Raw genomic sequence first — 13,314 nt, forward strand, 5'->3', positions numbered from 1 at the left:
CACCGGAACTCTCCTTGTGGTCTGGGAAAAATCAGCCCTTGCTGGCCGCGTCCACGATGATGGCAAACTGGTCGGCCTTCAGGGAGGCGCCGCCGATCAGGCCGCCGTCCACGTCGGGCTTGCTCAGCAGCTCTTCGCAGTTTTTGGCGTTCATGCTGCCGCCGTACTGGACGGTCAGGCCCTTGGCGGCCTCCTCGCCGTACAGCTCGCCCACCACCTTGCGGATGGCAGCGCAGACTTCCTGCGCCTGGTCGGCGGTAGCGGTCTTGCCGGTACCGATGGCCCAGATGGGCTCGTAGGCGATGACCACGTTCTTCAGCTCCTCGGCGGTGACACCGTTCAGGGCGATCTTGACCTGCATGCGGACCAGTTCCTCGGTGACGCCCTGCTCACGCTGGGCCAGGCTCTCGCCCACGCAGATGATGGGCTTCAGGCCGCCGGCCAGGGCCGCACGGGCGCGCTTGTTGACGGTCTCGTCGGTCTCGGCGAAGTACTGACGGCGCTCGCTGTGGCCGACCACCACGTACTCCACGCCCAGGTCGGTGAGCATGTCGGCGGAGATTTCACCGGTGAAGGCACCGGACTTCTCAAAGTGGACGTTCTCGGCACCCACATGGATGTTGGTGCCGCTGCACTTGGCAACAGCCACGCACAGGTCGGTGAAGGGGACGCAGATGACGACCTCGCAGTCGGCGCCCTGCACCGCAGGGATCAGCGCGTCGATCAGATGGCCCGCCTCGGTGGGGGTCATGTTCATCTTCCAGTTGCCGGCAATGATGGCTTTACGATTCTGCTTATCCATGATAAAACTCCTTTGCTTTGTTCTGCTTCAGGGGGAAAATCCCAAAAAAGGGCGCGGCGGCCGTGCCGCCGCGCCCTGCGGTTGTTACGCGTTCTGGATAACGGCAATGCCAGGCAGTTCCTTGCCCTCGAGGTACTCGAGAGAGGCACCGCCGCCGGTGGAGATGTGGGTCATCTTGTCGCCCAGGCCCATCTGCTGGACAGCAGCCGCGCTGTCGCCGCCGCCGATAACGGTGGTGGCATCGCTCTCAGCCATGGCCTTGGCAACGGCCAGCGTGCCGGCAGCCAGGGTGGGGTTCTCGAAGACGCCCATGGGTCCGTTCCACACAACGGTCTTGCTGGCCTTGACGGCATCAGCAAACAGCTTCATGGTCTCGGGGCCGATGTCGCAGCCTTCCATGTCGGCGGGAATGGCCGTGACGGGAACGATCTTGGTCTCCACTTCCGCATCGATGGGATCGGGGAAGTCGGTGACGCAGGCGGTGTCCACGGGCAGGAGCAGCTTGACGCCCTTCTCCTTGGCCTTGGCCATCATTTCCTTGCAGTAGTCGATCTTGCTGTCATCGCACAGGCTCTTGCCGATCTCGTAGCCTTCCGCCTTCAGGAAGGTGTAGGCCATACCGCCGCCGATGATCAGGGTATCCACCTTTTCCAGCAGGTTGGAGATGACGTTGAGCTTGTCCGCGACCTTGGCGCCGCCCAGGATGGCGGTGAAGGGACGGACGGGATCGTTGACCGCATTGCCCAGGTACTTGATTTCCTTCTCCATCAGGTAGCCAACGGCGGTGTCCTGAACGAACTCGGTCACGCCGGCGGTGGAGCAGTGGGCACGGTGGCAGGAGCCAAAGGCATCGTCCACATAGGCGTCGGCCAGGCTGGCCAGCTCCTTGCTGAACTCAGGCATGTTCTTGGTTTCTTCCTTGCGGAAGCGGGTGTTCTGCAGCAGCACCACGTCGCCGTTGTTCATGGTGGCGACAGCGGCCTTGGCCTGCGCACCGACAACCTCGTCGTCATCGGCAAACTGGACGGGCTGGCCCAGCTTCTCGCTCAGGCGCACAGCGACGGGGGCCAGGCTGAACTTGGCCTCGGGGCCGTTCTTCGGCTTGCCCAGATGGCTGCACAGGATGACCTTGGCGCCGTCCTTGATCAGTTTCTTGATGGTAGGCAGCGCCGCATTGATGCGGTTGTCGTTGGTGATGACACCGTCCTTCATGGGGACGTTGAAGTCGCAGCGGACAAGCACACGCTTGCCGGCGTAATTTTCATCATCAATGGTCTTTTTACCCAAACCCATAGTAAAAGCTCCTCTCGGTATGTTTTACAATTGTTTTTGTCAGGGCACGATGCCCCAATGGCCTGACTCTATTATACGCACAAACCCCGGTTTGCGCAAGATGTTTTTGATATATTTTTAACCGCCCGCTTCCAAAAAAAGCAGATACCGAGCCTTATTTTTCGTGGGAAAGAACCGAAACAAAGGTGAAATGCCGGTCCATCCAGTCGCCGAAAAAGCCGGCCATCCGGCCATAGGTCAGAGCACCCACCACGGTGCCCACGCCGATGCCCTGCAGATTGTGCATGACCCCGGCCGTCAGGATGGCCGCCACCGCCACGCAGGTCAGATCATAGGTGGTCTTGACGTTGGGGTAGGATTTGCGGATGATCTCGGACAGGTCCCGCGGGAAGAGGTCGGTGGGGATGATGGGCAGCTTGCAGCGGTTGGACAGCGCAATGCCGAACCCGACAATGGGGCGCTGACGGCAAAATACAGAATCTGCCATCCCAGGCCCAGCGGCAGGTGGGGCAGCCAGGCGCCGAAGACATCCAGCAGCGTGCCGAAGAAAAAGCCCGCCACAAAGCTGAACAGATAGGTGGGCACAAAGCGGCGGCGCAGAATCATCAGCGTGATGACCAGCGCCCCCTGGAACAGATAGGTCCAGGTGCCCAGCGTCAGGAACGGAAACACCAGCGAAACCGCATAGGGAAAGCTGGACACCGGCGAGATGCCCAGCCCCGCATAGACCGTGAGTGCCACGGCGAAGCTGTTGATGATGACCGCCACCGTCAGGGCCAGCTCACCCCGCAGGACGATGCGCCCCTCGTGTCCCGCATTCACGCGCTGCGGTACGGCTTGAACACTGTGCATACAAAAACGCTTCCTTTATCCAAAATTTACTTTCCTGTAAAACTATAGGCGCTTTTTTCCCCATTTGACAAGAGCGAATTTTCCGGCGCTGACTTCTTTTGGAGTTCCGGCGTTGATTTCGAGGACGGGGCATATTATAATGTGAAAAAACAGATCGTACACCGTCTGCCGGAAAGGAGGCCCTGCATGAGATCATCCATGGCGCGCGCCAAAGAGATCCTTCTGGCGGTCCTGGGGCCTTTCTTGGGGCAGAACCTGCCCATTTTTGCGGGCTGCGCCACCCTGTTTTTGCTCACGGCGTCCTTTCCGCTGCTGATCTGGGTGCTGGTGCTCATCAACCATCTGCCGGACTACTCGGTGACCGATCTGGCCGAGCTGCTCTACCAGGTGCTGCCCCAGGTGCCGGAGATCCAGGACACCGTGCTGGAGGTGCTGAACAATCTCAGCGCCCAGTCCACCACCTTTGTAGCCTCCTTCGCCGCCATCACCACGCTGTACTCGGCTTCCAGCGGCATGTTCGCCGTGCAGAAGGGCCTGCAGCGGCTGACCCCCGGCGCCCGGTTCACCCTCTACGACCGGCTGCTGGCCATCCTTTACACCATCGTCTTCGAGGGGCTGCTGCTGGCGGTCCTGCTGCTCCAGGGCCTGAGTTCCATCTTCCGCCCGCTGAGCGCCCTGCTCTCCGCCAACACCCGCTGGCGGTGGATTCTGGAATGGTTCCGCCACTGGATCAACTTCAGCGATTTCATCGCCATCCCGGCGCTGTTCGTGCTGATCCTGCTGATCTACACCTTCGTGCCGGGCGGCAAACGGACCTTCCGCAGCCAGGTGCCGGGCACCGTCTTTGCCACCGTGGGCTGGCTGGTCTTTTCCCGCATCTTCTCCTTCTATATTGTGCATTTCTGGAAGCTGTCCTATATCTACGGCTCGCTGACCGCCATCATCCTGATGATCCTCTGGCTGGACATCATCATCAATCTGCTCTTTCTGGGTGCCGCCATCAACGCCGCGCTGCACCGCAGGGTTGTATAAACAGAAAGGATATCTATCGTGAAGATTCCCGCCCGCTACCATCCCGGCCTGGATGTGATCCGCCTGGCAGCGCTGCTGCCGGTGCTGTGCTACCACTTCTGCATCGAAGCCGCCCGGCTGGGCTTTGCAGTGCCCGCCTTCCTCATCGGCCGCGCCATGGCTGACTGGGTGGAGGTGGGACTTGCCTGGTTTTTTCTTTTGTCAGGGGCGGCGCTCTGCCTGCAGTGGCAGGGACGGTTCCGCTGGCGCCCCTACCTGGTGGGACGGGCCGCCGCCATGTATCCCCCCTTCTGGCTGGGGTTTCTCGTGCTGTTCCTCTACGGGGATGTGCTGCACGGCAACAACCCGGACATTTCCCGCTGGCGGGTGGTCTTTTCCCTGCTGGGCCTGGACGGCTATCTGGCCCCGGTGACCCCCACCTTTTACAAGATCGGTGAATGGTTCCTGGGCGTCATTCTTCTGCTGTACCTGCTGTTCCCGCTGCTGCTCTGGTGCATGGAGACCCGGCGCCGCCGCTTGCTGCTGGGTTCCCTGCTGCTGGTGTGGCAGCTGGTCTGGCCGTTTCTCTGCCCCGCCCCGCTGGAAGCCGGGCACACCGTGCTGGGGCGTCTGCCTGCCTTTGCCCTGGGCGTCTGGTTCGGCACGCAGCTGCGGGAAAACCTCACGCCGCTGCCCCGGGCCTTCTGGGGGCTGGCGGCCCTGCCGCTGCTGTGGGTGCCCGCCGTGCCCCGCCTGGCTGTTCTGCTGGCGGTCTCCGCCGCCCTGTTCTGGGTGGTCTACCGGCTGGGGCAGTACATACCCCGGCGATTCTGGGCCGCGCTGCGCCGTCCGGCCGGCTGGTCCTACGGGGTCTATCTTGTCCACCATGTGCTGCTGACGCTGGTACTGCTGCCGGCGGCCCAGCGGACAGGCTGGCCCTTGCCGGTGTGGTTTCCGGTGTTCCTGGTATTAAGTTTTGTGCTGGCCGCCCTGCTGACCGCGATGACCGCGCCCTTCAGTCGGTGGCTAAAGCGGCTGGGCTGATACAAACATAAAAAGCGTGTTCCTTGGGGAACACGCTTTTTTTGTTTGGTTATTCTGCCAACAGGATGGTCACGCTGCGGGGTTCCAGTTCCAGGGCATCCCGGCACAGCGGCCCGAAGGGGGTTGTGCCCGCATGGCTGCCGTCGCACAGGCGGCGCCAGGTACCCATGGGCAACGGCACCCACTGCCGGGTGCGTTCGGGATTGTAAAAGACCGCCAGCCGTCCCACCGGGTCGTTGCCCTCGGTTTCCGGCACAAAGCCGATGATCCAGCCCGGCAGCGCCAGCAGGAAGGGTTCCGGCTCCCCGCAGGCCCCCGCCAGCCGCAGATAGGTACGGCGGATGGCCAGCAGGCCGCGGTAGTAGGAGGTCAGCGCCGCAAAGCCGGGCCGGTGGGCCCGCCGCCAGTCCAGCCGGTTGGTGGACAGCGGTCCTTTGTAGCTGTTGTGGTCGCCGTACTTGGTGCGGCCGAATTCCTCCCCCGCCTGGAAAAAGGGCATGCCCTGGCAGGTCAGGCAGATGCCCGCCGCCATCCGGTTCTGGGCCAGCAGCTCGGCGTCCTCGGCGTCGTAGTCGGTGCGGCGCCCCACCGCCGCCAGCTTATCCCAAAGGGTCAGGTTGTCGTGGGCCGACACATACTGCACCACCTGCATGGCCTGTTTGGGCACAAAACCGCGGGCGCCGTTGCGCCAGGCACCCACCGCGTGCAGCACATCGTAGCCGCACTGGGGCGCGCCGTTCACATAGCCCGCGTTGCAGGAGTCGAACACATTGCCCTTCACCGCGTCCCGGGTATCGTCACAGAAAAATCCGATGCGGTCGCTGAGGGCATCCAGGGCGCGCTTGTTGCTGGGACGGGCGCCGCCCTCCACATTGGTGCCGCCCCCTGTCCAGGGTTCTCCGTACATCAGGATGTTCTCCCCGCCGGGCAGGGCGTCCAGCGCCGCCCGGATGGCGTTCATCGTGTCCACGTCCTCCAGCGCCATCAGGTCGAAGCGGAAGCCGTCCACATGGTAGGCACTGGCCCAGTAGACCACCGAATCCACCAGATATTTGCGCACCATCGGCCGCTCGCTGGCCAGGTCGTCGCCGCAGCCCGAGCCGTTGGTCATGTTGCCGTTGGCCCACCGCCGGTTCCAGTACCCCGGCACCGTGCGCTCCAGCCAGCTGTCGGTGTAATAGGTGTGGTTGTACACCACATCCATCACTACCCCGATGCCCGCCTTGTGCAGCGCCTGGATCATGGCACGGCACTCCTTCACCCGCACCTCCCCGTGGAAGGGATCGGTGGAAAAGGATCCCTCCGGCACGTTGTAGTTCAGCGGGTCATAGCCCCAGTTGTAGCCGCCGGGTTTGGTTTCGTCCACCGTGGCATAGTCAAAGATGGGCTGCAGCTGCACATGGCTGATGCCCAGCCGCTTGAGGTAATTCAGGCAGGTGGGATGCACGCCGTCGCCGTCCAGCGTGGTATTGTCCGGCACAAAGCCCAGGAACTTGCCCCGCCAGGCTTCCGGCACGCCGCTGTGCTCATCCGCCGAAAAATCCGCCACATGCACTTCCCACACCGCCCGGGCATAGGCCGGAATGTCCGGCCGCCGGTCCTGCTGCCAGCCCTCCGGGGCTGCCGCGTCCAGGTCCAGCACCATGGCGCGCTGTCCGTTGGCGCCCGTGGCACGGGCATAAGGGTCCACCACCGAGGCTCTGTGGCCGTCGGGGAACTGCAGCTCATACAGATAGTACTGCCCCTGCAGGTCCCCCGCCACGGCGACAGACCACACTCCGTCCCCTGCCGGCTCCATGGGAACCACCGGTCCCGGGGCGGCACCGGGTTCCGCGTCGGTCCCGGTGGCAAAAAGCTGCAGCGTCACCCCGGAGGCCGTGGGTGCCCACAGCTTGAAGACGGTCTGTTCGGGCGCCCAGCAGGCACCCAGGTCGGAACCGCCATAATAAGGCAGTTCGCAGGCTTGCTGCCAATTCATGGTTGATCTCCCCTTCAAGAAAACACAAAAAAGATGATTTTATTGTACCAGCCCGTGAAAAAGTTTGCAAGGTCCCGCCCCGGGCCTTGACAGAAGGGCATCCAGGTGTTATAGTTAGTTACACAAGTAATGAACCACTTAACCAAGGAAGGCGGTGATACCTTGCCCCCGGTACTGAACGATCACACCCTGATCTATCTGCAGATTGCCAAGATGCTGGAGGACGGCATCCTGCGCGGCATCTACCCCGAGGAGACCCAGGTGCCCAGCACCAACGAACTGGCGCGGACGCTGCGCATCAATCCCGCCACCGGTGCCAAGGGTCTGAATCTGCTGGTGGAGGAGGGCATCCTCTACAAGCGCCGCGGCATCGGCATGTTTGTGGCCGAGGGTGCGGTGGAGCGCATCCGCGCCAAGCGGCGGGAGGAATTCATGGAACAGTATGTCAAACCCCTGGCCGCCGAAGCCCGCAAGCTGGGCCTGACGGCCGAAGAACTGCAGGCGATGCTTTCGGCAGCCTGCCAACAGGAGGACTAAGGATGGATGGCAAGACACTGCAGGCCCAGGGCCTGTGCAAGACCTACGGCAAGACCCGGGCGCTGGACGGGGTGACGCTGACGCTGGAGCCGGGGCACATCTACGGGCTGATCGGCCGCAACGGAGCCGGCAAGACCACCCTGCTGGCCGCCCTGACGGCCCAGCTGCCGGTGGATACGGGCACCGTGACCTACGGCGGCGAGCCGGTGTGGGAAAATGAAAATGCACTGGGCGACCTGTGTTTCAGCCGGGAACTTTCCGGCAAGCTGGGGTCCAGTGTGAACAGCCTGCGGGTGCGGGAGTACCTGAAAGCCGGGCGGCTCTTCTACCCCCATTGGGATGCCGCCTACGCCGACAGGCTGATGGCGCAGTTCGGGCTGGACCCCAAAAAGCGGATCAGCGCCCTGTCCAAGGGTATGATGAGCGCGGTGACCATCGTGGTGGCGCTGGCCAGCCGGGCGCCCGTCACCATGATGGATGAGCCGGTGGCCGGGCTGGACATGGTGGCCCGGGAAGATTTTTACCGGCTGCTGCTGGAGGATTACGCCGCCACCGGGCGGACTTTTGTGATTTCCACCCACATCCTGGAGGAGGCCGCCACGGTGTTTGAGCGGGTGCTGATCCTGAAGGAGGGGCGGCTGATTGAGGACTGCGAGACCGATGCTCTGCTGGCCCAGTTCTGCGCGGTGTCCGGCCGGGACGACGCGGTGGCCGCCGCCTGTGAAGGGTACGAGGTGCTGCACACCGAGACGCTGGGCCGCCAGACCCTTTGCACCGTGCGGGCCCCGGCGCCGGAGATCGCCGGCCGCGGGCTGGATGTGGACTGTGACGCTCTGTCGCTGCAGAAGGTCTTTGTGGCCCTCTGCGGCCACGAACGGGAGGGGATGTAAGATGGCAAAAACCCTGTGGTTTCTGCTGAAACCGGCGCTGGTGATCATCGGAACGCTGACACTGTTTTACCCGGTGCTGCTCGTTTTTTCCCTGCTCACCGACGGCGGCACCTTCTTTCTGACCTATCTGCAGGGATTCTTTATCCTGTATGACATCATGCTCGGCATCTGTGCCGCCCAGGCCATCAGTGGTTATGCACCGCTGGCCCTGAGTTTCGGCGCCACCCGCCGTTCCCTGCGGGGCGCCGTGCTGGTTTTCTGGGTGCTGCTGCCGTTGCTGTGTATGGTACTGGACTTTGCCTGCAACAGCTTCACCGCCCGGCTGTTTCCCCTGGAGGCCAACCCGTTTTTGATACATCTGAGCGCATTTCCGCTGCAGGGGCTGGGGCTGAAGTTTCTTTTGTGCGGCGTTATGCTGTGGATGGGCACCCTTCCCTTCAGCGCCCTTCCAATATGGAAACGGGCGCTGGTCATCCTGGTGGTGGCAGTGGTCTATCTGCAGATCACCGTCTTTATGTTTGTGGCCATACTGATCCCTGCCACGATTCTCAATGTCTACAGCGCAGGACTGGGTGTCATCAGTCTGGTGCCCACCGGGGTGGCGCTGCACCGGCTGAAGCATTTCACCATCACCCAGGTGTAAAGGAGGAAGTTGTATGCATCGAACGATACGTGCCATACTGGGGTACACCCGGAATGATTTCCTGTGGATGCTGCCTGTACTGGCGGTTCTGATCGCCCTGTGTGAGGGGCTGGGCGCCATCGCCGTGGTGACCGGCGACCCCGAGGACGCGCCGCTGCTGGCGATGGGCCTGCTGCTGGGCTTTCTCTTTCTCGTCAACACCATTCTGGCCATCGTCTATCTCAGCGTGCAGTTTTCGCTGTTTCTCAGCTTTTCCTCCACGCGGCGGGGCCTTGTGGCCGGCATTCTGCTGCACTGTCTGCGGCTGAACCTGCTGCAGCTGGCCGTCGCCCTGCTGGCAGGCACGGTGGACGCCCTGGTGCGCCGCGCCCTGACCGGCTACGGTCCCCTGCCCTGGGAGTGGATCCCCTGGGCGGTCTGGCCGGCCGTCCTGCTGCTGCCGCTGTGGATCGGCTTTTTCCTGGGCGGACTGGTGCAGCGGTTCGGCGTCAAGGGATTCTGGGGCGCCTACCTGGTGTTTATGCTGGGCACCACCACCAACAGCCAGTGGCTGCATCCGGCGGCAGAGCTGTTCCGGCCCCTGGGCTGGCAGATACCGGCGGCTGCCCTGCTGGCGGCGCTGGCCGCGCTGACCGCGCTGGCCCTGCGCTGGATGCGCCGCGCCGCGGTCCAGTAACCCCACACACCATACTATGCCAAGCAAAAACGCCTGTGCGGAAGGTTTTCCGCACAGGCGTTTTCCTGTAATGGTTACTTTTTGCTGTAGTCCCGGGCGCCGTAGATGGCAGTGCCCACCCGGACGATGGTGGCGCCCTCCTGGATGGCCATGGCGTAGTCGTGGCTCATGCCCATGGAGAGGATGTCCATCTGGGCGCTGTCGTAGTGGCGGGACGCCGCAGCCGCCAGCAGTTCCCGCATCTCGGCGAAGAAGCGGCGGGTCTGGTCGTCGTCGGCATCGGCGGGGGGAATGGCCATCAGGCCGCGCACCCGCAGGTGCTCCCTGGCGGCGGCCGCCTCCAGCAGCGGCCACAGGTCGTCGGGGCCCACGCCGCTCTTGCTCTCCTCGGCGCCGATGTTGATCTCGATGAGGATCTCCTGGGTCAGGCCCAGCCGGGCGGCGGCTGCGTCGATCTTGTCCAAAAGACGGGTGCTGTCCACACTCTGGATCAGCGACGCACGCCCCACCACCTTGTTCACCTTGTTGGTCTGCAGATGGCCGATGAAATGCCCCGGCTTGCCGTTGTAGGCGCCGGCGTCGGTCTTTTCCACCAGTTCCTGGACGTGGTTTTCTCCGAACAGGTCGATGGGCAGATCGGCGCTGTAGCGCACCTCCTCCACCGTGCGGGTCTTGCAGGCCGCGCAGAGGCTCACCTCCGCCGGGTCGCGCCCTGCACGGCGGGCCGCCTCGGCCATATTCAGCCGGATCCGGGCCACGGCCTCGGCCATCCGCTGTTTCTGTTCTTCCGGGATCATCGCGGTTCCTCCTCACTGTAGACGGCGCGGGCCCCGCCGATGAAAGGCGGCCGGGTGCGCGCACAGAGCAGGATGGCCTGCCCGATATGGTCGATGCTCAGGCGAACCGGCACCGCCACCCGGCGCAGATGCATGCCGATGAGAGTGCCGCCGATGTCCATGCCGGCCGCCGCCTGGACTTCCTCCACCAGGACCGGGTCCTGGAAGGTGTGCCAGCAGTTGGTGGCCCAGCTGCCCCCCGCATGGGGCTGGGGAATGGCCGCCACGATCTGGTAGCCGCAGGCCTTGGCCACCTCCCGCTCCACCACAATGGCACGGTTCAGGTGCTCGCAGCACTGGGCCGCCAGATAGACGCCCTGTTCCTGCAGCGGCGGCAGTACCCCGGCCAGCACGGCGGCGGCCGCCTCCATGCTGGAGTGCTGCCCGATACGCCCACCGGTGATCTCGCTGCTGGAGCAGCCCACCACAAAGAGATCCCCCGTTTCCAGATGCGCTGCCTCCAGCAGTTCCTCGGTGGCGCGGCGCGCCTGGGCGGTAATTTCAGAAAGTTCCATCTTGTCTACCCCCTTGCCTGGTTTTTCAGGCCGCAGGTTCAGTCCTCCTGCGGCGGCAGACAGGTCACGCCCCGCAGCGTCACCTCGCTGCAGTACTGCAGCGGCAGGCGCGGCGCCTTGGCCGTGATCGTCAGCCCATCAAAGTTCACATCCCGCAGCGTGCCGTCGGGGCCTTCAAAGCCCGCCAGCGTCACCGGGGAAACATCCTTCCATGTCCGTTTGTCGTTCAGCGCCCGGCCGGTGAGCGTCAGCCCCGCAAAGGTGAAGTGCTCCAGCACCGGCAGGGTGCCGGCCGCCTCGCCGTCGTCGTTGTAGGGCACCGAATGGATCATGACCCGGGGTGCCGTGCAGTCCCGCACCGTCACGCCCCGCACATAGCCGCCCCGCTTGGCCGTGGCCTTGACCTCGATGCCGGAGTAGGAATTTTCCAGATCGCAGTCCCAGACCTGCACATCCTCCACGCCGCCGGACATCTCGCTGCCCACGCAGATGCCCTGGCCGAAGCCCACCCGGCAGTCAAAGATATAGATATGGGCGCTGGGCCGTCCGATGGCATTGCCCTCGGGGTTCTTGCCGCTCTTGACGGCCACCGAATCGCCGCCGGTGTAGAATTCACTGGCAAACAGCGTGCAGTTGGTGCTGGAATCGGGGTCCCAGCCGTCGCCGTTCCAGATGCCCTCCGAGCGGAAGGTGCAGTGGTCGGTGACAATGTTGTCGCTGTAGATCATCTGGACGATCCAGGCCGGGCTGTCCTGCAGCGTCAGGCCGCTGATCCAGACGTTCTGGCAGTTGCTCAGGTTCACCAGCCGCGGGCGTACCCGGCCGGGGATGGTGTCCTCGTCGTCGCAGCTCTCCACCAGGTCGGCATGTTCGGCCAGGTAGTCCTTGAGATGCTCCCGCTCGTCGGCAATGATGGCATCGGCCAGCGCCTTGCCGCCGCCGGCGATGGTGCCCTTGCCGCGGATGACCACATTGACGCAGTTGTACCCGTCGTCGTGGTCCATCTTGCCCAGGTTCAGAAGGCTGGAATAGCAGCGGCGCTCGATGCCCTCGAACCGGCTGGGAATGCGGGGCTGGTAGTCCACCAGCTGGGCGGTGCCCTGCAGAACGGCCCCCTCGTCCAGGTAGAGTTCCATATCGCTGTGCAGCCGCAGCGCGCCGGTCAGATAGGTGCCGGCGGGCAGGTAGACCGCATCCCCGGGGCCGCAGGCATCGATGGCCCGCTGCAGGGCGGCGGTGTTTTTCGTGGTGCCGTCCCCCTTGGCCCAGTAGGGGGCCTCGGTGACGTTGATGCGTTGTTTTTCTGCCCCGGTGCGCAGCATGCAGGCGCCCACCGGCTGGTTCTCAAACACCACGTCCACCCGGTATTCGGTCTGGGGGTCCAGCTTGTCCAGGGTATAGTGGGTGCGGTGGGTGGTGCCCACCGGCTCATTGTTCAGGTAGACGGTATATTCCGCCCGGGCGCCCGCCGCGGCGGGCTTGTCCCAGTACAGCACGGCATGGTGGGCCGTGCAGCGGGCAAACAGATGGCTTTCAAACATCTTGGTATTCCTCTTTTTGATCGCGGTCCGTTGTTTTTCTTTCGGTACATTCTTATTGTACCACACAATGTTCTCCACGGAAAGACGCAAAAATCGCCAACAATTCCGCCCTTCCCCTCACGGGTTTTGGCAGGGCGGTGCCTGCAGGAAGCAGCCTTCCTCGTGGCTCCAGAGCACCCCCACCGCCTGCAGGTAGGCGTAGATGATGGTGGAGCCCACAAAGCTCATGCCCCGCCGGCGCAGATCGGCTGAAATGGCATCCGACAAGGGCGAGGTGGTCCTGTCCCGCTCGCAGATCGTCTTGCCTTCCGTCCAGTGCCAGAGGTAGCGGTCGAAGCTGCCCCACTCCTGCCGGATGGATGCAAACGCCCGGGCGTTTTTCACCGCTGCAGCGATTTTCCGCCGGTTGCGGATGATACCGGGGTCCATGGCCAGGGCCACACAGCGGGCTTCGTCGTAGGCGGCCACCTTCTCCCAGTCGAAACCGTCGAAGGCGCGGCGGAAGGCCTCCCGCTTGTTGAGCACACACTCCCAGGAGAGGCCTGCCTGGAACCCCTCCAGGATCAGCATTTCAAAGAGCAGCCGGTCGTCGTGCACCGGCACGCCCCACTCCTCGTCATGGTAGTGGAGGTAGCGGGGATTGTCCGGGTTGGCCCACCGGCAGCGGGGGCGGCCGTCTTTCCATTCCATGGGACC

15 protein-coding genes are annotated in these 13,314 nt (G+C 63.6%); 6 read left to right on the top strand and 9 right to left on the bottom strand.

Annotation, left to right across the window (positions count from 1 at the left end):
- Positions 1-31: 31 nt before the first annotated feature.
- The 4 genes from tpiA to ABGT73_RS08775 form a co-directional block, all read right to left on the bottom strand.
- A complete protein-coding gene (tpiA, locus tag ABGT73_RS08760; protein WP_346669395.1) occupies positions 32-802 on the bottom strand; it encodes a triose-phosphate isomerase in 771 nt (256 codons plus the stop codon).
- Positions 803-886: 84 nt separating this feature from the next.
- A complete protein-coding gene (locus ABGT73_RS08765; protein ID WP_346669396.1) occupies positions 887-2,095 on the bottom strand; it encodes a phosphoglycerate kinase in 1,209 nt (402 codons plus the stop codon).
- Between the two features lie 154 nt (positions 2,096-2,249).
- Entirely contained in the window at positions 2,250-2,534 is a 285-nt protein-coding gene (locus ABGT73_RS08770; RefSeq protein WP_346670321.1) for a DUF6198 family protein, read from the bottom strand.
- The gene (locus ABGT73_RS08775) at positions 2,420-2,947 is read right to left on the bottom strand and encodes a DUF6198 family protein (RefSeq protein WP_346669397.1); all 528 of its coding nucleotides are present in this window, start codon (positions 2,945-2,947) and stop codon (positions 2,420-2,422) included. The genes ABGT73_RS08770 and ABGT73_RS08775 overlap by 115 nt, the downstream gene beginning before the upstream one ends.
- Before the next feature lie 186 nt (positions 2,948-3,133).
- Between ABGT73_RS08775 and ABGT73_RS08780 the strand changes: the two genes are divergently transcribed.
- Entirely contained in the window at positions 3,134-3,979 is an 846-nt protein-coding gene (locus tag ABGT73_RS08780) for a YihY/virulence factor BrkB family protein (protein WP_346669398.1), read from the top strand.
- A gap of 18 nt (positions 3,980-3,997) precedes the next feature.
- Entirely contained in the window at positions 3,998-5,002 is a 1,005-nt protein-coding gene (locus ABGT73_RS08785; RefSeq protein WP_346669399.1) for an acyltransferase family protein, read from the top strand.
- A gap of 49 nt (positions 5,003-5,051) precedes the next feature.
- Here ABGT73_RS08785 and pulA read toward each other — a convergent pair whose 3' ends face one another.
- Complete coding sequence (gene pulA / locus ABGT73_RS08790) at positions 5,052-6,980, bottom strand: type I pullulanase (RefSeq protein WP_346669400.1); 1,929 nt, start codon at positions 6,978-6,980, stop codon at positions 5,052-5,054.
- A gap of 162 nt (positions 6,981-7,142) precedes the next feature.
- Here pulA and ABGT73_RS08795 point away from each other — a divergent pair, with 162 nt between their 5' ends.
- From ABGT73_RS08795 to ABGT73_RS08810, 4 genes are read left to right on the top strand one after another with little or no spacing between them, the layout of a single operon-like run.
- Entirely contained in the window at positions 7,143-7,517 is a 375-nt protein-coding gene (locus ABGT73_RS08795) for a GntR family transcriptional regulator (protein WP_147644688.1), read from the top strand.
- A 2-nt stretch (positions 7,518-7,519) separates the two neighbouring features.
- Positions 7,520-8,407 carry an ABC transporter ATP-binding protein gene (locus tag ABGT73_RS08800; protein ID WP_346669401.1) on the top strand — a complete coding sequence of 296 codons (888 nt, stop codon included), beginning with the start codon at positions 7,520-7,522 and terminating at the stop codon, positions 8,405-8,407.
- 1 nt (position 8,408) lies between these two features.
- Positions 8,409-9,050, top strand: a complete 642-nt coding sequence (locus ABGT73_RS08805) for a hypothetical protein (RefSeq protein ID WP_346669402.1) — start codon at positions 8,409-8,411, stop codon at positions 9,048-9,050.
- A 13-nt stretch (positions 9,051-9,063) separates the two neighbouring features.
- Entirely contained in the window at positions 9,064-9,726 is a 663-nt protein-coding gene (locus ABGT73_RS08810; RefSeq protein WP_346669403.1) for a hypothetical protein, read from the top strand.
- 74 nt (positions 9,727-9,800) lie between these two features.
- Here ABGT73_RS08810 and ABGT73_RS08815 read toward each other — a convergent pair whose 3' ends face one another.
- From ABGT73_RS08815 to ABGT73_RS08830, 4 genes are all read right to left on the bottom strand, one after another.
- Positions 9,801-10,523: a YggS family pyridoxal phosphate-dependent enzyme gene (locus ABGT73_RS08815; protein ID WP_346669404.1), complete on the bottom strand. Its 723-nt coding sequence runs from the start codon at positions 10,521-10,523 to the stop codon at positions 9,801-9,803.
- The gene (locus ABGT73_RS08820; protein WP_346669405.1) at positions 10,520-11,077 is read right to left on the bottom strand and encodes a TIGR01440 family protein; all 558 of its coding nucleotides are present in this window, start codon (positions 11,075-11,077) and stop codon (positions 10,520-10,522) included. Before ABGT73_RS08820 ends, ABGT73_RS08815 begins: the two co-directional genes overlap by 4 nt.
- Positions 11,078-11,115: 38 nt before the next feature.
- Positions 11,116-12,618, bottom strand: coding sequence for a glycoside hydrolase family 28 protein (locus ABGT73_RS08825; RefSeq protein WP_346669406.1), 1,503 nt, complete (start codon positions 12,616-12,618; stop codon positions 11,116-11,118).
- A gap of 117 nt (positions 12,619-12,735) precedes the next feature.
- The gene (locus ABGT73_RS08830; protein ID WP_346669407.1) at positions 12,736-13,308 is read right to left on the bottom strand and encodes a DNA-3-methyladenine glycosylase I; all 573 of its coding nucleotides are present in this window, start codon (positions 13,306-13,308) and stop codon (positions 12,736-12,738) included.
- Positions 13,309-13,314 lie beyond the last annotated feature (6 nt).

The organism is uncultured Subdoligranulum sp., from assembly GCF_963931595.1.
Classification (GTDB): domain Bacteria; phylum Bacillota; class Clostridia; order Oscillospirales; family Ruminococcaceae; genus Gemmiger.

Excerpts from the sequence above, each read along its gene's own strand:
- tpiA (WP_346669395.1), bottom strand. The coding sequence starts at position 802 with ATGGATAAGCAGAATCGTAAAGCCATCATTGCCGGCAACTGGAAGATG.
- ABGT73_RS08780 (WP_346669398.1), top strand. The coding sequence starts at position 3,134 with ATGAGATCATCCATGGCGCGCGCCAAAGAGATCCTTCTGGCGGTCCTG.
- ABGT73_RS08830 (WP_346669407.1), bottom strand. The coding sequence starts at position 13,308 with ATGGAATGGAAAGACGGCCGCCCCCGCTGCCGGTGGGCCAACCCGGAC.
- ABGT73_RS08820 (WP_346669405.1), bottom strand. The coding sequence starts at position 11,077 with ATGGAACTTTCTGAAATTACCGCCCAGGCGCGCCGCGCCACCGAGGAA.
- ABGT73_RS08815 (WP_346669404.1), bottom strand. The coding sequence starts at position 10,523 with ATGATCCCGGAAGAACAGAAACAGCGGATGGCCGAGGCCGTGGCCCGG.
- ABGT73_RS08775 (WP_346669397.1), bottom strand. The coding sequence starts at position 2,947 with ATGCACAGTGTTCAAGCCGTACCGCAGCGCGTGAATGCGGGACACGAG.
- ABGT73_RS08765 (WP_346669396.1), bottom strand. The coding sequence starts at position 2,095 with ATGGGTTTGGGTAAAAAGACCATTGATGATGAAAATTACGCCGGCAAG.
- ABGT73_RS08825 (WP_346669406.1), bottom strand. The coding sequence starts at position 12,618 with ATGTTTGAAAGCCATCTGTTTGCCCGCTGCACGGCCCACCATGCCGTG.
- pulA (WP_346669400.1), bottom strand. The coding sequence starts at position 6,980 with ATGAATTGGCAGCAAGCCTGCGAACTGCCTTATTATGGCGGTTCCGAC.
- ABGT73_RS08800 (WP_346669401.1), top strand. The coding sequence starts at position 7,520 with ATGGATGGCAAGACACTGCAGGCCCAGGGCCTGTGCAAGACCTACGGC.
- ABGT73_RS08810 (WP_346669403.1), top strand. The coding sequence starts at position 9,064 with ATGCATCGAACGATACGTGCCATACTGGGGTACACCCGGAATGATTTC.
- ABGT73_RS08805 (WP_346669402.1), top strand. The coding sequence starts at position 8,409 with ATGGCAAAAACCCTGTGGTTTCTGCTGAAACCGGCGCTGGTGATCATC.